The sequence below is a fragment of the Escherichia sp. E2586 genome (assembly GCF_005781105.1).
Taxonomy (GTDB): Bacteria; Pseudomonadota; Gammaproteobacteria; order Enterobacterales; family Enterobacteriaceae; genus Escherichia.
Genome location: NZ_VATN01000006.1, coordinates 358,893 through 378,299, shown reverse-complemented (window position 1 = coordinate 378,299; position 19,407 = coordinate 358,893). Strand labels below are relative to the sequence as shown.

Genomic DNA, 19,407 nt, shown 5'->3' with positions numbered 1-19,407 from the left:
ATATCGGCGACAGATTGATTTCTGGAAGTAATAATTCACGATTCAGCGAAGGGGAAAATCTTAAGAAAAAAGCCATAAAAACCATGATGTTATTATGGCTTATCTGAGGAGGGAAAAAGCCTGGGTTATTTGTTAAACGTATAACGAGGCTTCACCCACCGGACGCGTTTTGAAGCGGCGATGGATCCAGAGATACTGCTCTGGTGCGCGCATAATCTCTTTCTCAATAATTTTATTCATATAGGCGGCGGCCTGAATTTCATCAGCCGGATAGCCTTCCATTTCTGGCGTAATAAACAGACGGTAACCGCTATAATCGGTTTTTCGTACCATCGTCACAGTTAGCATAGCTGCGCCAGAGAGGCGAGAGAGAACGTAGGTGCCATTGGTTGTAGCAACATTTTCTACCGCAAAGAACGGCGCGAAGGAGCTACCTTTACGACCATAATCCTGGTCAGGTGCAAACCATACGGCTTCACCTTTTTTCAGCGCACTGACAATGCCGCGCAGATTATTTCTACCGATCATCGCTTTATTGGAACGCATGCGACCACGGGTCTGTACCCATTCCATCAGTTGATTATTATGCGGACGGTAAGTTGCCATCATCGGTTGGCAAAGCCCCATTACGCGGCCACCCAACTCCAGCGACATAAAGTGCACACCGACAACCATCACGCCGCGATTTTGCATTTGCGCGCGTTGCAGGTTATCCAGCCCTTCGACATCAAACCATTTACGCACGCGACGATCTGGCCAGAACCACGCCATTCCAGTTTCTACCAACGCCATTCCGAGCGAGCGAAAGTTGTCAGTAATCATCTTCTCGCGCTCTTCGGAGGAAAGCAGCGGGAAGCAAAGCTCAAGGTTTTTGCAGGCGATGGATTCGCGACGTTTCAAGAACGGTCTGGCCATTGTGCCGATACGCGTGCCAAGGAAGCACAGAACAGGGTAAGGAAGTTGTACCCAAAGCCAGAGTACGCCAAGACCAAACCACGTCAGCCAGTAGCGAGGATGCAGGAACTCGCGGGAAAATTTGCATTGTGGAAACATAGTTACCTTCTGTAGATACGAATTGTTGTATCGCAGAAGATTCCATGTCTACAGCGGTACACTCAATTGATTGGGCCATCATGTACGACAATGGTTCCTGTAAAGAGTGTAAAGACTAGTCAGGACATAACCACGAGGAGCATGAATACGGTATTTCTATTTTATCACCAGCTGATTATTTTCAGCTACTGATTATTTATCACTCAAGTGAATATTTTTCAGTGATTTATAGTTATGTTGATAATATATTGTTTTTATTGATATTTTGCTGAAATTGCCAGTGGTTAAGAATTGTCTTACTATTGGAGTAATTGAAGTAACACGTTTTTTAGCACGGCAGGAGGTTGAGCTATGATTTATTTATGGATGTTTCTCGCCCTGTGTATCGTCTGCGTTAGCGGATATATCGGTCAGGTATTAAATGTAGTTTCTGCTGTCTCTTCATTTTTCGGTATGGTCATCCTTGCCGCACTCATTTATTACTCCACGATGTGGTTAACCAGTGGCAATGAGTTGGTCACGGGAATATTTATGTTTCTTGCACCAGCCTGCGGATTGATAATTCGCTTTATGGTGGGGTATGGAAGGCGGTAGTGGAGCGAAAATTTTAATGGCAGGTGTTCAGAGCACCAACTGAAGAGATTGTTCACCTGTGACCATCCATTTCGTGAATATATAATGCCACTTTAGAGCAATCGGCTGGACATGATCGTTATTGTTGAGTTGGTGGCCGTTTTTACGTCATTTCCGATAAAAGGTCTTTGCGTAAAATTGTGTACAAACACGAAAAAAGAGAGTGTGAGAAATTCTGGGGCATTTCAGTAACTTGCAATCAGAAAGGAATGACGTATGTCCAGCCCTTCGATTTTGATAAAACCCTTAGGTGCTTCAGTCCGGAGCTAACGGATGAGGACGGCATTTTAGATCATTTAATCAAATAGTTAACCTCAGCTGCATTGACTGAGGAATTTGGCTCTCGTCTGGTTCAGTAGTTGGAAGCCAGGTCTAAAAACGGTTCCAGTAAAAAGATTATTAAAGCCACAAAGGGCAGTTTCGAATGGACTACGGACTACGTCACGCGACTCTAATCGCTCGGTTGATTCCCAATTAGTGAAAAAGGCGCTAGACCACGTTCCCCTATAAGATCGAACGGATTATCATTCTCTTGTTGTGCCTGGGGTACGCTGCAGGATCTCTGTAGTGAGATTGAAGATTTATATGCTTTCAGCGTGCCCGCTATGACCATTATCGCCATGACAAATAAGGCCATTTCTGAGTTAAACCAGTGGCAACAACGTCCACTGGAAAAGTTCTATCGTCTGTCTGGATGCCATTCAATATAAAATACAGGAAGATGACCGTTATCAGGACAAAGCAGTTAAGACGATACAAGAGCTGAATCTGGAAAGTAAAAAGAAGTTCTGAGTCTGTATCGGCTTAAAAAAGAATCGCTAGTTTCTGGTCATTTGTATTAAGTGACTAGCAAAATTAAAGCCCCAGCTTCGGGGCATAAATCATGCAATACTTTAGTGGCAGTGAATTTCGCTAATTAAGTTTGTTGGAACAATCATAACCCAGTTTGCTGGTTTGATTTGTATGGCTGAATTTGCGTTATCAATTTTTTCAGCGTGACATATTGAATAATAAAAATGATCATTTAAAAAAATGTTTTTCTTCGCCATTTCACTTTCTGATATTATGTCTGCATTCACAATATAAATACACAATAACACTCCGGAAATAAAATAAGATAAATAACTGATTGGTTTTGAGAAATTACATTGAGATAAACATGCTATGAACAATAAGATAGAGAGAAAGTTTGTTCCTACAAAATATCTATCGGGAAATGTGGTTTGATAGTTATTCAGGAGATCACTGAGGCCGATTCTACCAAAAACAGTCGTAACAAGACAGATAAAGAGTGCGATCGCTAAAGTAAGTAAATGCTTTTTTATTGTTACATCTTTAGTTTTGTAAATAATAGTTGTACAAAAGATAATATATACAAATGATAGAATTATCGATATTGAATCATTTAATTTTTCATACCACGGAAATACAAATGGATAAAGTAGCAGTCGAGCCGTTACCATTTCAATAATGTTATTAGGATTGTAGCCAGCGTCACCAAGTCCACCAGAGCCGTTGATTCGAGGAAGTATAAATAAAGCTAATATGACCATGGATATAGCTAAAGGTAGCATATCCTTAATTAAAATATATTTATTTTTAACATTCAATAATTTGAAGAAATAATAAACCCCTACAATTATAAATACGACAGGGTTTGTTGCGGCAGTTAACCAGATCATTATGTCAATAATAATTTTGGCAATTTTTTTATTGACGTACTCTCTCTGTATAATAAGAGCACTCGCTATAGCTGGCATATAAAAACCAATTTGTAGCAAATGACCGATATTTTCAGATTGAGAATGACCTAAAGGCAATAAGAGAGCTATGAAGTATGCTAAAATAGAAAATAATGGATTGGATATTTTAATGATTAAATGAAAAGCCATAACGGCCATTAGACTATAGAAAAAATACGATACTATAGCTAGGGATTGCGGAAGAAGTAATAATGGGCTCCCGCTTATAATACTGCTGATTGATGTTGATACAAACAAAAAGAAAATATTAAAGAATACAAAATAATCTTCTCTGGCATTAATGAAGGTTTCTAGCCAACCATGATTCAATGCATTAGCAACCCAGACGCCATCTTCCGCATAAAGCCAGGGGTTGATGATTGGAGTCGTATAACGCATAGCCAAAATTAGCATGCCAAATATTATTAAAATAATATAACTGCTGATGTTTATATTTCTCATTTTCCTTTTCTCTGATTATAAAATCCAAAACACGCTTTAAATAAGACAATCAATACGGAAAAATTTCCTTTGATTCCATTTATTTTTGTAGGTATTTCACCTTTAGGATAACGACGAATGGTCGGAATTTCTAAGCAACGATAACCAAGTTGTGGGACTCGGTATGAAAGATATGCCAGTAGTTCATAAGATGAGAAAATATCTCGGAACGGTGCAACACGCTCGTCAAGCAACATTTTACTACTATAACCCCTAAATCCTTGAGTGGTATCTGTCCATTTAAATCCTGAAAAGAAACTAAGCATAGGCGCATGGATAAAACGTATTGCAATATCTCGGGTGAGAGGAGTATTTTCTGCTAAACCACCATTAAGGAAACGAGACGCTTGGACGAAATGTACACCATTTTTTAGAGCTGTGATAAATTGTGGAATAGCTACAGGATCATCTTTGTCATTTCCATCAATAGTCACAATGCCTTCATAACCTCGCTCAAGAGCAAAAGCATAGGCACATCTTAGCTGTGCGCTTAGCTTACCCGGTGCTGTTTTCAGTATTAGACCACGAACGCCTTTTTCCTGTAGGATATTGGGATTCAGAGAACCATCGGTGCTACCACCATCAACAATAATTATATCCGCATAAGTTGATACATTTATGGCAGCCATTCTTGCTAATAGGTTATGTATACGATTGCCTTCGTTAATTACGGGGATAACGACGCAATAATTGTGTTTTTTACCAAGCCACATTTGGTTTTCGTAGGCAGGGACTTGCCATTTGGCGCGAAGTGTTTGAGATATGAATTCAGTCATAATGTTTACTTAACTTTAAGGGTAATAAGGGCGACACCACTCATCACCAACAGAATTCCAGTAATGGTAGACCAGTAAACTGGTTCGCGGAAAATAATGACAGAGAATAATGCGACACAGGCAATTGCACCAGAGGTCAGTATTGGGTGTGCTACATTCAAAGGTAAAAATGCCAGTGTAACAGCATATAACAAAAAGGCAATTCCATATAGAAATATCCCTAACCATAATGGCCAATTTGCAAGCGCGGCAAGAGGTTCAGCCAAACTTGGGAGCCTTCTGGGAGGGGTTATTGCTAATTTTATAAGAACACTGGCCGAGGCATTAGAAAATATGCCAAGAATTAAAATGAGCCACTTCATGCTATTCCCCCTTTCTACTGGCGATAATGAGAAATTGCGAAATCAAGAGCATCCTCAATAGAGGAAAGCGAATGCTTATTTTGGGGATCGAGCATTTCGATTGTTGCAATAGAGTTCGGTAATGCGTGATAGAGAGCATTAGCAATATGTGTATGGTTCGCACCACTACAGCCTAAAGGAGCCAGATCTGGCTCACTGAGATGAATATGACCTATAATGTCAGCGTCTTGCTGAAGGATATCATTAATATTTTCTTTGTTAATTATGATGGCACCAGTATCCAGCTGCATTTTAATTGCTGGGTGATTTACTTGCCGAACAACAAAAGCAGTTTCAGCACTGTCAATCATAAAGTTTGCCCCGTAACAGACTGGGTTAGGTTCAAGGCAAAAATAAACGCCTTCTTGCCGCGCAATATCACCAAGATGATTAAAGAAATTTATTGCAGTTTCAAGAGTGATACTATCAGATAATCCCTTTCGGTCGCGGTTTTTAGGTGATCCAAACACTAATGCTGGAATTCCTAAACCAGCAGCAATACGACTGATAGCCTGTAAGTGAACCAACATTTTTTTTTGTACTTCGTTGGTTGAAAAAAGATTTAACCCTTGGGTTCCAAATAATAATGATTGCATGCCAACTAATGAAATTCCATTGTCATGCCAGTAATTACGAACGGCAAATATTTCGCGTTCACTAGCATCTAACGGATTGGGGAAGTATTTCCCAGGGACAATATCTATTGCATCAATCTGTCTGGAATGTAGTAGGTGACAGATAGAATCATCATCGGTTATATTCCAGGCCAAACCTGAGAGTGAAAGTCTCATTTTAATTACTGCCTATTTCAGATTGTGCATAAGCGCGTATTGCCATCAATGATTCACGACGGTTATACTGATAGTCATGATCGTTAGTAAATAGGTGGCTATGGCAACTTTTCATATCGTAATATCCAGGTTTATCCTGAATGTGATTGCAAAACTCGAAGCCAAAACTATGTTGTGCTATATCAGCGACGCTTATTGGTGCCGCAGTCAAATGTACCAGTGATAATTTATGTTGTAGCGCAATGTTAATGTCATACCACAAGTTGATCATCGGGTAAAATTGAAAAACACTACGACTTTCGATTTGTAAAATATTATTTTTATGCAAAAAATCATAGATAATGTTTTTTTTGAGACCTGGCCCAACGAGGCCTGGTAATCGTATAATTAGATTGTCAGGGAATTGTTTGCTAACAAATTGTTCTAAATAATATCTGTGTGCACCATAAGCATGTAATCCTTCTGTTTCGATTGATGTAGTCTCATCAACATTAACTGGATCTTTAAATACATCCACAGTACTAATCAAAATAAATTTTTGACAAGATATGGTTTTTAATTTTTCAATTAGGTTATTGATTTTTTTTATGTCGTCGGCAGGGTCTTTATTTGCAAGCCATTTTTGTGCAGGGGCACCGGCACAAACTACAGTATCAAATGTTTTTCCAACAATTTCGTCGATGTTGGTTGAGCGATATAGTGCATCGAAACGACGTTGTCTTAATAAAGTTGTACCGACAAAACCGGTATATCCAATCAATGCGTCCATTCTTCCCCCATAGCCTGTGGTGTTAAACCATCACGACCAGTTTGTACATAATTAGACTCTAGTGGCAGAGAAGTGTGCATAACATTAAACCTATCGGTATTAACCATGACTTCACTTGTTCGTTCATAAACCACTGCATACTCTGCCTGTGAGTTGCTTTCATCTAGCAGGCGTCCCAAATACTCGCCAAAAAAAGCCATCATGACGAACTGAATTATAAATAATGAAGTTACAACTAATATAGACGTTGTCCAGCCTTCAACAACAAGCCCACTGAACAGATGGATCAACACGCTATAACAAGCAAATAGAAAACCTGCAAGACTTCCGCCGAAACCGAGAATAGACATCCAACGTAGCGGCTTCGTGGAGTTAAATATTACCAGGTGCATCAATCGATGCAATGATTTTACTACCCCGGCGCCCTCTGATTGTTTTAGAGGTTTGTAGATGAGGGCTTCGGCTGGATAGCCGGTTTTGTGAATACGAAGATAGAATTGGTGGTGAAATCGCCCGATTCGAGTAACGGCATTTACAGCGCGACGGCTTAAACAACGTAACCCCGTTGAGTTAGAAGGAATCTCATAATCTATGGTGCGCAATGCAACATTCATGAGTCGACGAAGTATCCGATAACGTAGTGAACGAACGCTATTCGAGACACCAATTACGACATCGGCACCTTCACGACATTTGTTAACACTTTGAGGTACGACTTCTACCGGATCGGCCAGTGGATTCCATAAAACAACAAAATCACCGATAGCACTTTCTAATCCAGCCGCTAACGCAACATCATGAAATACGGGAGTGGATAGCTGGATTATTCGTACACAAGGAATATCCTTCAACACACGATCTTCTACCTGTGCACTAGTATTGTCTAACCCCGGTGCTATAACGACTAATTCGTAATCACTGTATAGCGTATCCAGAAGTGAGGCTAGTTTAGATAAAGGAGTATAGATATCATTCAAGTGGTCTGGAATGACAATAACGACTGATACAAAAGATTCACTTTTCATTTTTATCAACTCAACTCGATCACGCGTTCTATTTCATGTAGAGCATCATAAATATTGTCAATTTTCCCACCCATCACGCAGTGAAGCCCCTTCAATATATAATTCGGGCGAAATAAAATTGGGCGAGAATCATCGCTATCACTTCGTGGAAGGATTGTTTTTACTTCCCAGATAGAGCTTTGATATTGGCATTCACCCAAACAAGGGATATAACGCGTGGCATCTCTTATCATATGCCCCCAGGCCGAATGCCGTTCATTCAGTTCATACTTTCTATATGCATCCTCGTAAGGTTTATTTGGTCTGTCATTCCATTGGTAATGGGGGGTGTATCGAACATGGCTGAAGGAATGTAGTTGAGCTGGTGGGAATGGCATAACAGAAAAAAAAGGGCCACACATTAGTGTTAACCCCATTTTTTTTAGCTCGTCTGGAACAGTTACAAGGCACATTTCCGTCATTTCATGACGAAGGGGAATTAATGTAAGCTCAGAGCCATTCAAGAGATAATTAATTCTTGAATAAGTACAATTGAAAAGATGATCAACATAGCTAATATCTGGTTGTCCAGATATTGTTGTGATTACCTCTAACCCCTCACCAGATTTGCTAACTTTTTCAACAACCGCGTCCGTTACAATAGTAACTTTTGCCGCTGAAAGCCGTTGTAGCATTATATTACGCAGCTTATGGGAATCAAATGCATACTCACGGGTAGTAAACACCGCATCGATAAGTACAGGATTAATCAAACGTTTCACTGACGGAGGAGCATCTTCACATTCAGCACCTATACGTTGACAAAATCGGCTAAATTGTGCACCTGTTATTTTACTTAACGCACCTGCAACAAGGTAATATTTGGCAAAATCATCTTCAATGCAGTCGCGAAATTCAGTAACAAAACGGGGGAAAGAGATACGAGAGCGTAACGCTGTCAAGATGCTGCGTGGATAATGATAGCCATTGTGCACTCGAGCCTGATTAACATAGGATGCTCGGGACATGAGTTCTTGACTTTTCTCATAAACTGTAACTTTACAACCCTTCAATGCAAGTTGTTCTGCCAGATACAAACCAAATAAACCGCCTCCTGCGATTGCAATATTTTTACTCCCCATAATCGAAACCTCCGAAAATACGTTAAAACTAGAAGTATTAATGTTTATAAGTATTAACGTTGATAAGTATTAATGTTGGTAAGTTTGGGCGTACAAAAATTTAACTGCGGCTATATTTTTAGATTATCCTTAATATTGGGATAATACTTAATTCGTTAGATGAATGAAAGTCTATTGTGAATTTTAGTGGTTTATTTAATTTGTTCATCTGAACAGAGGTGATATGCTCACCTCAGAACAATACAGGTGCACAAATGAAAAGCCGAAAATCTAGTCCTGAATTCAAACGCGAATCCGCTCAACTGATTGTTGACCAGAACTACACAGTGGCAGATGCCGCCAAACTATTGATGTTGGCCTTTCCACGATGACAAGATGGGGCAAACAACTGCGTGATGAGCGTCAGGGAAAAACACAAACAGACTTCCCGATAACTCCGAAACAAATCGAAATACGTGAGCTAAAGAAAAAGCTACAACGAATTGAAATGGAAAACGAAATATTAAAAAAGGCTACCGCGCTCTTGATGTCAGACTCCCTGAACAGTTCTCGATAATCGGGAAACTCAGAGCGCATTATCCTGTGGTCACACTCTGGCTACAGATACTGGAAAAACCGTCCTGAAAAACCAGACGGCAGACGGGCTGTATTACGCAGTTAGGTACTTGAGCTACATGGCATCAGCCACGGTTCGGCCGGAGCAAGAAGCATCGCCACAATGGCAACCCGGAGAGGCTACCAGATGGGACGCTGGCTTGCTGGCAGGTTCATGAAAGAGTTGGGATTGGTCAGTTGCCAGCAGCCGACTCACCGATATAAACGTGGTGGTCATGAACATGTTGCTATCCCTAACTACCTTGAACGGCAGTTCGCCGTAACCGAGCCAAATCAGGTGCGGTGATGTGACCTATATCTGGACGGGTAAGCGCTGGGCGTACCTCGCCGTTGTTCTAGGCCTGTTCGCAAGAAAACCAGTGGGCTGGGCCATGTCGTTCTCGCCGGACAGCAGGCTCACCATGAAAGCGCTGGAAATGGCATGGGAAACCCGTGGTAAGCCCGGCGGGGTGATGTTCCACAGCGATAGTAATAATGCCGGTATCAGTTTTTATCATCACTCTGTTTGCTGTTTAACCAGATTGGTGTGATTACTGATGCAGTTAAGACCTTCCCGCATCCTGACTCACACAGCGATCGACCTTTTGTGTCCTGCCCTGGACCTGTCGGTTGCCGGAAGCGCCTTCATGCGAGGCATCTCCTCACCGATGCGCGTGACTCAAGAAGGGCCTGACGGCTTGTCTCGTTACTGTCCTGTCCGGGGTATCTGTCTGGAGATTCAACTCTGTTTCCTCACAGGAGCTCTGTCATGGCAGGTAAAGTTACGGAAGCCGCTGTTGTGGGTGGCGTGGATACACATAAAGATCTGCACGTTGCCGCTGTCGTAGATCAGAACAATAAAGTTCTGGGGACCCGGTTTTTCTCCACAACACGGCAAGGTTACCGGCAGATGCTGGCATGGATGACTTCGTTTGGGGTATTAAAGCGAATTGGTGTTGAGTGTACAGGCACCTATGGATCAGGTCTGCTTCGCTATTTACAGAATGCCGGGTTAGAAGTTCTTGAGGTGACTGCGCCAGATCGGATGGAGCGACGCAAACGGGGTAAAAGTGACACGATTGATGCTGAATGTGCCGCTCACGCCGCATTCTCCGGAATAAGAACCGTCACACCCAAAACGCGCAATGGCATGATTGAGTCTCTGCGGGTATTAAAAACTTGCCGAAAAACAGCAATATCAGCCCGCAGAGTCGCTCTCCAGATTATCCATTCCAATATTATCTCTGCCCCGGATGAATTACGTGAACAGCTCAGAAATATGACGCGCATGCAGCTCATCAGGACTCTGGGATCCTGGCGGCCTGATGCCAGTGAATACCGCAATGTTACCAACGTTTATCGTATTTCATTAAAGTCCCTTGCCCGACGCTATCTCGAGTTACATGACGAAATCGCTGATTTGGATGTCATGATTGCGGCAACTGTCGATGAGCTGGCGCCTGAACTGATTAAACGTAATGCTATTGGATACGAAAGCGCTTCGCAGTTGCTGATCACGGCAGGAGACAATCCCCAACGATTAAGATCAGAATCAGGTTTTTCGGCACTGTGTGGTGTCAGCCCTGTTCCCGTATCTTCAGGAAAAACGAATCGTTACCGACTTAACCGGGGTGGAGATCGTGCTGCAAATAGTGCACTTCACATCATTGCCATCGGACGGTTGCGAACTGACGATAAAACGAAGGAATATGTCGCCAGACGAGTAGCGGAAGGGCATACAAAAATGGAAGCAATACGCTGTCTGAAGCGCTATATCTCACGCGAAGTTTATACATTACTGCGTAATCAAAACAGGCAGATCAACAGCATCCCGATAACGGCTTGACTCTTAGAAGGGCGTCCAGGGCAGTCATTATACGAGCACGCAGTTTCGGCAGTTACTGTGGCGATACCAGTTCAGGCAGAGTATGAGCCGGCGCGGAAACTGCTGGGATAACAGCCCAATGGAACGCTTCTTCAGGAGTCTGAAGAACGAGTGGATACCGGTGGTGGGTTACGTAAGCTTCAGCGAGGCTGCTCACGCCATAACGGACTATATCGTTGGATATTACAGCGCACTAAGACCGCACGAATATAACGGTGGGTTACCCCCAAACGAATCGGAAAATCGATACTGGAAAAACTCTAACTCGGTGGCCAGTTTTTGTTGACCACTTCAACTCTGGACGGGTAAACGATGCTTAAGTCTTGCCAGGAGCTTTCCGGATAGAGAACGGTCAGTATTCGAACATGGTTTGTTGTACAAGTGATGGTACTGTCAGAACGGCCTACTATATCAATAACTGTAATGGCCCCACCATGACCAGTTGTGCCTATGAGTTACCATCTGCAACTGATATTGGAATGGGGGTAGGAATGCATTTGCAGTCAGGTAACGATAATACAATTAACGATTTTATACCCGTGATCATTGGAACTGATTGATTTTTCAGCAATCGGAGATCATGCTGTCCAACATGAAAATATTCATCACTGAGCAACAAAAAGCTGAACTTGAACGCCTTCATGATTCCAGCCGTGACGGGCGAGTCAGAGCTCGTATTTAAGCTATTCTTCTGGCCTCCGAAGGCTGGAGTTCTGCCATGATTGCTCAGGCTTTACGCCTACATTAGACAACGATTGATCACCATATCAGTGAATTCCTGAATAAAGGGAAACTGAAGGCCGAAAACGGCGGCTCAGGCCGCAAACTCAGAGCTGAACAAATGGCCCTTTTTATCAGTCAGTTATCCGATAATTTATTTCACCGTACCCGCGATGTTATTGCGTTTGTCACCCGGACATGGAACATCATTTTCAGCATTCCGGGGATGAATAAGTGGCTGCATTGTAATGGTTTCACCTACAAAAACCGTCAGGCGTTCCCCATAAATTCTGTGAAGAGAAACAAAGGCAATTCATTGAATATTATGTGGAACTGAAAACAACTGTGGGTGATGAACCGATTCTTTTTATTGATGGAGTCCATCCGACTCAGGCCACTAAAATCAGCTATGGCTGGATACGCAAAGGCCAGAAAAAAGCAGTAAAAACAACAGGCAGCCGCACACGCCTGAATATCATGGGGCGCTAAATCTGAAAGCACTGACGTCACCGCTAATCTGCGAATATAAAACCATTAATGAATATAATGTATACCGTTTTTTCAATGAGATACGAAAGGTTTATCCTGATTATAACCAGAAAATCCACGTTATTCTGGATGGAGCAGGTTATCACCGTTCACAGTTAGTGAAAGACTGGACGGAAGTGGTAAATATCAGGCTGCATTACCTTCCCCCTTACAGTCCAAACCTGAATCCGATAGAAAGAATGTGGAAATTAATGAACGAACATGCGCGGAATAATCGCTACTTCAGCAGTACGCGAGTGTTCAGGGACGCAATATCTGTCTTTTTTAACCAGACGCTGCCGGATATAGCGGCTGACATCCAGAATTAATGATCACTTTCGGGTGTTCACACCCACATCTTGATGTTTATTGGGTATATATGCATACCAAAAGATGGGGGGGGATCAGATTGTTTCTGTTAAAGATAATAATTACGTAACTTTTAATAATCCAATGCTTTCGTGGGGGAAATCATATTCATGGAACTTCTACATACATGGCCCAGGTAATCATATTGTCATAAATGGCGGTAAATTTGGCACGGGAATGCCGCTAATTGGCTGTACAGATGACGCTGCAGGGTTAACTATTGGCAGGGTCAACTATTGTATATAACACTTCGGCTAATATCTATGCAGCATGAATTACATCTGTTCAGAATGCCTTGCAACTAGAGTCATTAAGAGAACGACGCTCTATTGATGGTGAGATTACGATAACATTTGGTGATTCGACAAATGGTATTTGACTTTTAGCTAGGGATGTTAAATATCATCAAAATGGAAGTTTGGTTACTATAGAGTTTATTATAAGACTGAACGTATTCGCAGAACAATCAGGTTAAATGAGAATGAAAAACCTACCGCACAAAGCCGCAAACCAAGTATCTGGCGTTATTTCCATAACTTTTGGTTTGACAACTGGGTGGCAAGTGTTTACGGCGAGCCATCGATCGCGGAAATGATTACATTGATTTTTACAAATTTAACAACCCTGATTGTGATCCTGTACATAAAAGCGATGTCAATGTTGATGCCACAATAAAAGGTTCTATAACTTATAGTATTGATTCTTATTGGGCATAGAAAACATTTAACAAAAATGGTTTATTAACACATTAATAAGGAAGTTGATGTTTATCATATTTTTACACCGTATATTGCGAATAGTATGATATGGGAAAAGAGAACTGGACTTTCGATCGGTATAGTATAAAATGCATGAAAAAACATTAGGATTTATCCGTGATTAAGTCAATACAAATCTTAAGAGCACTTGCTGCTTGGGCAGTTGTTTATCATCATATTTCTCAAGTCATGTTTCAATGGTCTGCATCATCCAAATTGATGCACACTATTGCACTTAAGGCTGGCAATGGTGTCGATATGTTTTTTATCATAAGTGGCTTTATTATTTATAAGTCAATATCGAAAAATAATATTACACCTACGTCATTTGCTCTCAATAGGATGGTAAGAATTATTCCTGCATATTGGTTCTACACATTGCTGGTAGTGGTAATATCATACAATTTTCACGGAGTTATTCCGTTTGCTGAGATTGGATTAAATAATGTATTAAAAAGCCTTGCTTTTATTCCGGTAATGAATCAACAGATAGGTTGGTATATTCCAACCCTAACGGTTGGGTGGACTCTTAATTTTGAAATGCTATTTTATACGTGCGTATTTATTTCTCTGTTATTCCCTGAAAAAAACAAAAAAATTTGCTGTATTCTAATTCCTCTTGTTGTAATGAATTTGTTTTCATGGCTTGGCAATAATGAGTCTACTGTATTTCTTTTCTATAATGATGAACTGTTGTTTGAGTTTGTTATGGGGGGGGTAATAGCTATATGTTATAATAATGGGCTATTCAGAAATATCGGTGTTAAAACTGCACTAACAATATCCGTATTATCACTGATAAGTATATTTTTTAGCAATGAATCAAAAAGACTTCTCCAAATTGGAATCCCTTGCGCTGCTTTAATTGTTTCCGCTTTATGTCTTGAAAACAATATTGGCAATAGCACTATATCAAGAATTGCATCTAAACTTGGAGATTGGTCATACTCGACATATCTTTCGCATGTGATCATTATATGTATAATAAATAAGCTATGTGATATCTATATGTTAGATAAATTATTGATGGTTGTACCAATTATAGTACTTATTCTTCTGTCTTCATACTTAAGCTATAAATATATTGAGATTCCATGCGGCTTAATTTTGAAAAGAAAATCTAAAATTAAATGCATCAAATAATTCTAAATAAAAAGATACGTTTAAGCGTAAGACAAAACTGAGACACACAAAGCTTTGCACTGGATTGCAAGGCTTTGTGCTATTCGAGATATAGTAAGGTTGGCTCGCTCCATTGCACCGCGATCTTCAAATCTGCGGATTACTTCAAGAAGTTGCATCGGCTCAATATCCTGAATTTCAAGACCGCCGATGATAGGTAAAATGTCGTCGTCAAACATTTTGGCAAGTTCAGTCGCATAGCCGACTGACCATACTTGCCTCTTATGCTCGTACCATTCCTTGTAAATCGCACTAAAGGAATTGTTGTTATACGAAGCCTTTTTCGCCTTTACCGGATCTATACCAACCGAGATATCTTTCCTCGCGGTCCATGCCTTATCCCTTGCCTCTTGCAAAGTCATAAGCGGATATTTTCCGACGGTCAGGATTTTCTCCTTACCGTCAATCTTGTAGCGAAGCTGCCATACCTTTTTCCCGGATACAGGAACATAAAGGTACAGGCCATTACCATCGAGAAGGCGGTATGGTTTTTCTTTCGGCTTTGCTGCTTCAATCTGCTTAACGGTGAGCATGGGTAAAAATCCGGTGGGTAAAATTATTTTATCCACTTTTTACCCGTCATGGTGTGCGGCTGTCAACGATCTGACGCGAACCATGACGAACCGTGAATATACGGAAGGCTTGATATTCAGGGGATTTTGCGGACTGGTACGGATGGGAGCGAACTGATAAATGGTGTCCCCTGCAGGAATCGAACCTGCAATTAGCCCTTAGGAGGGGCTCGTTATATCCATTTAACTAAGAGGACAGCGCGGCATGAGTATACCCGCTAATGGACTGCGGGGTAAGTACACTGCCGCTCGATTGCTTAAACGCTCGCCACTCATGCCGGATTTTTATCATTTTTCTTAATGTTTTCCGCACGTTCTGCTTTCTGACGTGCTTCTTCTTTTCGCTTATTGCTCATGTCGTTGCGAATTTGCGCATGACTCATCAACGCGAAGATAAAGGTGCCGCCACAGATGTTTCCCGCCAGAGTGGGAAGCGCAAATGGCCAGACAAAATCGCTCCAGTGTAGTGTGCCGTTAAATACCAGATAGAGGATCTCTACGGAACCGACAACGATATGAGTGGTGTCTCCCAGGGCGATAAGCCAGGTCATCAAAATAATCACTACTATTTTTGCCGCACCCGCCGCCGGAAACATCCATACCATAGTAGCTATTAGCCAGCCGGAAATGATCGCATTGGCAAACATCTCGCTGGGCGAGTTCTTCATCACATCCATGCCGATTTTGACAAACGCATCGCGGGTTTCTTCATCAAAAATAGGCATATACTCAAAAGCCCACGCCGCAATACCCGTTCCCAGAATATTACCTAACAGAACAACGCCCCAAAGTCGTAGCAATAAACCGATATTGCCCATTGTCGGTTTTTGCATTACGGGTAGTACCGCTGTCACGGTGTTCTCAGTAAATAATTGCTGGCGCGCCATAATAACGATAATAAAACCAAAGGTATAACCGAGATTCTCCAGCAAGAAACTCCCTGGCACGCCTTCCAGTTCGACATGAAATATCCCTTTTGCCAGTAGCGATGCACCCATCGACAGACCTGCTGCAATAGCTGACCACAGTAGCGCCATTGCGTCGCGTTCCAGCTCTTTTTCGCCGTCCTGACGAATATGTTCGTGGATAGCCATTGCCCGGGAAGGGAGCCGATCTTCATCTATTTCAATTTTTTTTCCGCGCTCTTTTTCTTCACTCTCGACTTCAATTTCGTCGCTGTGTTTATCAATTTTATCGTTATCCATGGTGAGTTCTCTTGATTAGCACGTATAGCTAAAGCGTAGCGGCTTTTTTGCTCGCAACTGGCGGGAGTTACTCTGAAAATGAATAAAAGGCAACGTTTGCCTTTTTCTGTTTCTATAGAATCAAGTAGCCTACAGGGCGGTGATTACCAGGCTATGATCAAATCAGCAAAACAGGGCGTATGGACATCATTTGACGTGCTGTTACAATCGCCCACACCTAAACAGGCGGATACGGTATCGTTCCGTCATGGATGGCAAACTGCATAAGCCATAAAAAAAACAGGGAGACATTTATGAAGCTTCGCCTGTCGGCGCTTGCTCTGGGAACTACGCTTCTGGTGGGGTGTGCGAGTTCCGGAACAGATCAGCAAGGGCGTTCTGACCCGTTAGAAGGGTTCAACCGCACCATGTACAATTTTAACTTCAATGTGTTAGACCCGTATGTGGTTCGACCGGTGGCTGTCGTGTGGCGTGATTATGTTCCGCAACCGGCACGTAATGGGTTAAGCAACTTTACTGGCAACCTTGAAGAACCTGCAGTGATGGTTAACTACTTCCTGCAGGGCGACCCTTATCAGGGGATGGTCCACTTTACCCGCTTTTTCCTGAACACTATTTTGGGGATGGGGGGTTTTATTGATGTTGCTGGGATGGCGAATCCGAAACTGCAACGAACGGAACCTCACCGTTTTGGTAGCACGCTCGGTCACTATGGCGTGGGGTATGGGCCTTATGTTCAGTTACCGTTCTACGGTAGCTTCACGCTGCGAGATGACGGCGGTGATATGGCTGATGGCCTCTATCCAGTGCTTTCGTGGTTGACCTGGCCGATGTCGGTAGGTAAATGGACGCTTGAAGGTATCGAAACGCGTGCGCAACTGCTGGATTCTGATGGCCTGCTTCGTCAGTCGTCCGATCCTTACGTCATGGTGCGCGAGGCGTACTTCCAGCGTCATGATTTCATCGCCAATGGCGGAGAACTCAAGCCGCAGGAAAACCCGAACGCGCAAGCGATTCAGGATGATTTAAAAGATATTGATTCTGAATAAGAAGCCAATAAAAAAGGTGAGTTGAAAAACTCACCTTTTTTCTTATTAAGCTAGCGTGTTATTAGAACGCGTAGTTAAAGTTAGTACCGAACAGCCAGGCTTTACCTTCAGATTCGAACTGATACGGGCCTTCGTTGATCTTCACGCTCTGACCGTGCATATAAGAGACACCAACATCGACAGATGCATCTTTATTAAATGCATATGTCGTACCTGCGCTCAGCCAGAAACGGTCCTGATCCGGAATGGAAATCGAACGGTTCTGTGCCGGAACGGGGCTGTCATCGAAGGCGATACCGGTACGGAAGGTCCAGTTATCATCGTAGTAATAAGTGGTACCCAGTGCGATGCGGTAAGCATCTTTAAAGCCTTCATGCTTCTGGAACAGCGTATCACCGCTGGTGGACGTAGCTTTCAACTCCTGGAATTGACTCCAGCTGGTGTAAGCCAGACTATAGTGAATCGCCCACTGCGGCGCGACACGGTTATAACCAGACACTTCCCACATTTCAGGCAGATTTAGCGTCAGATAACCTGACTGCGTAGCTCCGCCCGTAGCCGTTGGCAGACCGAAATTGTAGTTGTTAATAGCAATTGGCAGATCGCTACTGTAGTTACCTTTGAAGTCAATTTTAACTTCAGAACGGTAGGTCAACGCGTAGCGATTATTTTTATCCAGTTCATACAGGATGCCGGCATTCCAGCCAAAGCCCCATTTGTTACCATTCAGATGGGCAATTTTCTCATCGCTTGGGATACTATTAGCCATGCCCGCCAGTTGCTGTCCTTGTAGAGTCGCCCCGGCGGGAGATTGCATAATCTGACCTGCAACCAGCTGCCCCAGATCGCCTGCGAAGCGTTCAATTTTCGCACGGGCATAGACGGCATTCAGACCGAGACCAAAACTCCATGCGTTATTTAAGCGATAGGCGCCGCTTAAGTTCATGTTGATGGTCTCGAGGTCGGTTGTACCACCGACAGAACCGCCTGCATAAGTATCGTTAAACTCTGTCGCCAGGCCATAGTTAGAGGTAATGGAAGCTCCCCAACCAAATTGATCGTTAATTGGCGCAACAAAGTGGGCGTTCGGAACCCATGCCGTAGGCGCGATATTATCCGCGTCCAGGCTACGACCAGACGGAGACGTTCCGCTGATATTTACATCCGGATCAATATAAACCGCGCCCGCTGAAAAAGTTGGGCGGTCAAACATGGTAATCAACGCGGGGTTACGGCTGACGTTACCGGCATCATCGGCAATTGCGCCTTCCCCTGAATAAGCCCGGCCCAGGCCTGAGGAAGAAAATTCGTTTAACTGAAAGCCTGCCGACCAGGCCTGGGTGGAGATAAGTGCCACTGCGACTGCGATAGCAGACTTTGTAAACAGGGTTTTCTGGCTCATGACCATAACCTCAATAATTTATTTTTATACAAACTATGTTACGTGCTGTAACAGGAGCGCGAAGTGTAGGGTCTGATGTACATCTTAGAAATCAGACCAGTGGCGAGAGTATAGGTCGGACCAGATGGAATGTTGCAAGTATGTTTCTATGTTTTTTCAAATATGATCTAAGAAACGCGATCCAGCTGGCAAAATTTGGAGGTAGTGCACTCATAGATTTGGGTGAATTTTGTTTTAGATCATTTTTAAGTGTGATTTCGGTCACTTATCCGATTTTGCAGAATTAACAACTGGAGTGGCACTTTTCAGAAGCGTAAAATATCCGCAACGT

Annotated in this window: 15 protein-coding genes, 1 tRNA gene and 4 pseudogenes; 8 read left to right on the top strand and 12 right to left on the bottom strand. The window is 42.6% G+C overall.

Translation table 11 applies throughout. The features are described from left to right. Positions 1 to 132: 132 nt before the first annotated feature. On the bottom strand, positions 133 to 1,053 hold the full coding sequence (lpxP, locus tag FEK50_RS06920; protein ID WP_130260687.1) for a kdo(2)-lipid IV(A) palmitoleoyltransferase: 921 nt from the start codon (positions 1,051 to 1,053) through the stop codon (positions 133 to 135). A gap of 351 nt (positions 1,054 to 1,404) precedes the next feature. Between lpxP and FEK50_RS06915 the strand changes: the two genes are divergently transcribed. Beyond that, complete coding sequence (locus FEK50_RS06915) at positions 1,405 to 1,647, top strand: YfdY family protein (protein ID WP_131162065.1); 243 nt, start codon at positions 1,405 to 1,407, stop codon at positions 1,645 to 1,647. Between the two features lie 932 nt (positions 1,648 to 2,579). Here FEK50_RS06915 and FEK50_RS06905 read toward each other — a convergent pair. From FEK50_RS06905 to FEK50_RS06875, 7 genes are read right to left on the bottom strand one after another with little or no spacing between them, the layout of a single operon-like run. Next, complete coding sequence (locus FEK50_RS06905; RefSeq protein ID WP_131162064.1) at positions 2,580 to 3,890, bottom strand: hypothetical protein; 1,311 nt, start codon at positions 3,888 to 3,890, stop codon at positions 2,580 to 2,582. Beyond that, the gene (locus FEK50_RS06900) at positions 3,887 to 4,705 is read right to left on the bottom strand and encodes a glycosyltransferase family 2 protein (protein WP_130207322.1); all 819 of its coding nucleotides are present in this window, start codon (positions 4,703 to 4,705) and stop codon (positions 3,887 to 3,889) included. Before FEK50_RS06900 ends, FEK50_RS06905 begins: the two co-directional genes overlap by 4 nt. Before the next feature lie 5 nt (positions 4,706 to 4,710). Next, positions 4,711 to 5,067, bottom strand: coding sequence for a multidrug transporter (locus FEK50_RS06895; protein ID WP_130216894.1), 357 nt, complete (start codon positions 5,065 to 5,067; stop codon positions 4,711 to 4,713). Between the two features lie 14 nt (positions 5,068 to 5,081). Continuing rightward, the gene (locus FEK50_RS06890) at positions 5,082 to 5,897 is read right to left on the bottom strand and encodes a TIM barrel protein (protein WP_131162063.1); all 816 of its coding nucleotides are present in this window, start codon (positions 5,895 to 5,897) and stop codon (positions 5,082 to 5,084) included. A 1-nt stretch (position 5,898) separates the two neighbouring features. Continuing rightward, positions 5,899 to 6,666: an NAD-dependent epimerase/dehydratase family protein gene (locus tag FEK50_RS06885; RefSeq protein WP_131162062.1), complete on the bottom strand. Its 768-nt coding sequence runs from the start codon at positions 6,664 to 6,666 to the stop codon at positions 5,899 to 5,901. After that, positions 6,654 to 7,691, bottom strand: coding sequence for a glycosyl transferase family 2 (locus FEK50_RS06880; RefSeq protein WP_131162061.1), 1,038 nt, complete (start codon positions 7,689 to 7,691; stop codon positions 6,654 to 6,656). Before FEK50_RS06880 ends, FEK50_RS06885 begins: the two co-directional genes overlap by 13 nt. 5 nt (positions 7,692 to 7,696) lie before the next feature. After that, positions 7,697 to 8,812, bottom strand: a complete 1,116-nt coding sequence (locus tag FEK50_RS06875) for an FAD-dependent oxidoreductase (RefSeq protein ID WP_131162060.1) — start codon at positions 8,810 to 8,812, stop codon at positions 7,697 to 7,699. Between the two features lie 254 nt (positions 8,813 to 9,066). Here FEK50_RS06875 and FEK50_RS06870 point away from each other — a divergent pair. The 5 genes and pseudogenes from FEK50_RS06870 to FEK50_RS06845 form a co-directional block, all read left to right on the top strand. After that, positions 9,067 to 9,894: pseudogene (locus FEK50_RS06870) on the top strand (IS3 family transposase); the annotation flags it as partial. 281 nt (positions 9,895 to 10,175) lie between these two features. Next, positions 10,176 to 11,252 (top strand): IS110-like element ISEc21 family transposase, encoded by a 1,077-nt coding sequence (locus FEK50_RS06860; protein WP_131162059.1) that lies wholly within the window; start codon positions 10,176 to 10,178, stop codon positions 11,250 to 11,252. Between the two features lie 16 nt (positions 11,253 to 11,268). Continuing rightward, positions 11,269 to 11,577: pseudogene (locus FEK50_RS06855) on the top strand (integrase core domain-containing protein); the annotation flags it as partial. 294 nt (positions 11,578 to 11,871) lie between these two features. After that, positions 11,872 to 12,902: pseudogene (locus FEK50_RS06850) on the top strand (IS630 family transposase). Between the two features lie 881 nt (positions 12,903 to 13,783). Continuing rightward, positions 13,784 to 14,809 carry an acyltransferase gene (locus FEK50_RS06845; protein WP_131162058.1) on the top strand — a complete coding sequence of 342 codons (1,026 nt, stop codon included), beginning with the start codon at positions 13,784 to 13,786 and terminating at the stop codon, positions 14,807 to 14,809. Positions 14,810 to 14,907: 98 nt separating this feature from the next. Here the strand turns inward: FEK50_RS06845 and intS are convergent. The 3 genes and pseudogenes from intS to FEK50_RS06830 form a co-directional block, all read right to left on the bottom strand. Beyond that, positions 14,908 to 15,381, bottom strand: a pseudogene (intS, locus tag FEK50_RS06840) (prophage integrase IntS); the annotation flags it as partial. A gap of 161 nt (positions 15,382 to 15,542) precedes the next feature. Beyond that, positions 15,543 to 15,617: transfer RNA gene (locus FEK50_RS06835), tRNA-Arg, on the bottom strand. 75 nt (positions 15,618 to 15,692) lie between these two features. Further along, positions 15,693 to 16,625 carry a formate/nitrite transporter family protein gene (locus FEK50_RS06830; protein WP_131162057.1) on the bottom strand — a complete coding sequence of 311 codons (933 nt, stop codon included), beginning with the start codon at positions 16,623 to 16,625 and terminating at the stop codon, positions 15,693 to 15,695. Positions 16,626 to 16,703: 78 nt separating this feature from the next. Here FEK50_RS06830 and FEK50_RS06825 point away from each other — a divergent pair, with 78 nt between their 5' ends. Both FEK50_RS06825 and mlaA read left to right on the top strand, forming a co-directional pair. Continuing rightward, positions 16,704 to 16,892 (top strand): hypothetical protein, encoded by a 189-nt coding sequence (locus FEK50_RS06825; protein ID WP_130207306.1) that lies wholly within the window; start codon positions 16,704 to 16,706, stop codon positions 16,890 to 16,892. 26 nt (positions 16,893 to 16,918) lie between these two features. Next, positions 16,919 to 17,674, top strand: coding sequence for a phospholipid-binding lipoprotein MlaA (mlaA, locus tag FEK50_RS06820; RefSeq protein WP_130207304.1), 756 nt, complete (start codon positions 16,919 to 16,921; stop codon positions 17,672 to 17,674). A gap of 61 nt (positions 17,675 to 17,735) precedes the next feature. On the opposite strand, the gene fadL is transcribed toward mlaA, so the two are convergent. Further along, entirely contained in the window at positions 17,736 to 19,076 is a 1,341-nt protein-coding gene (gene fadL, locus FEK50_RS06815; protein ID WP_130207302.1) for a long-chain fatty acid transporter FadL, read from the bottom strand. Positions 19,077 to 19,407: the final 331 nt, after the last annotated feature.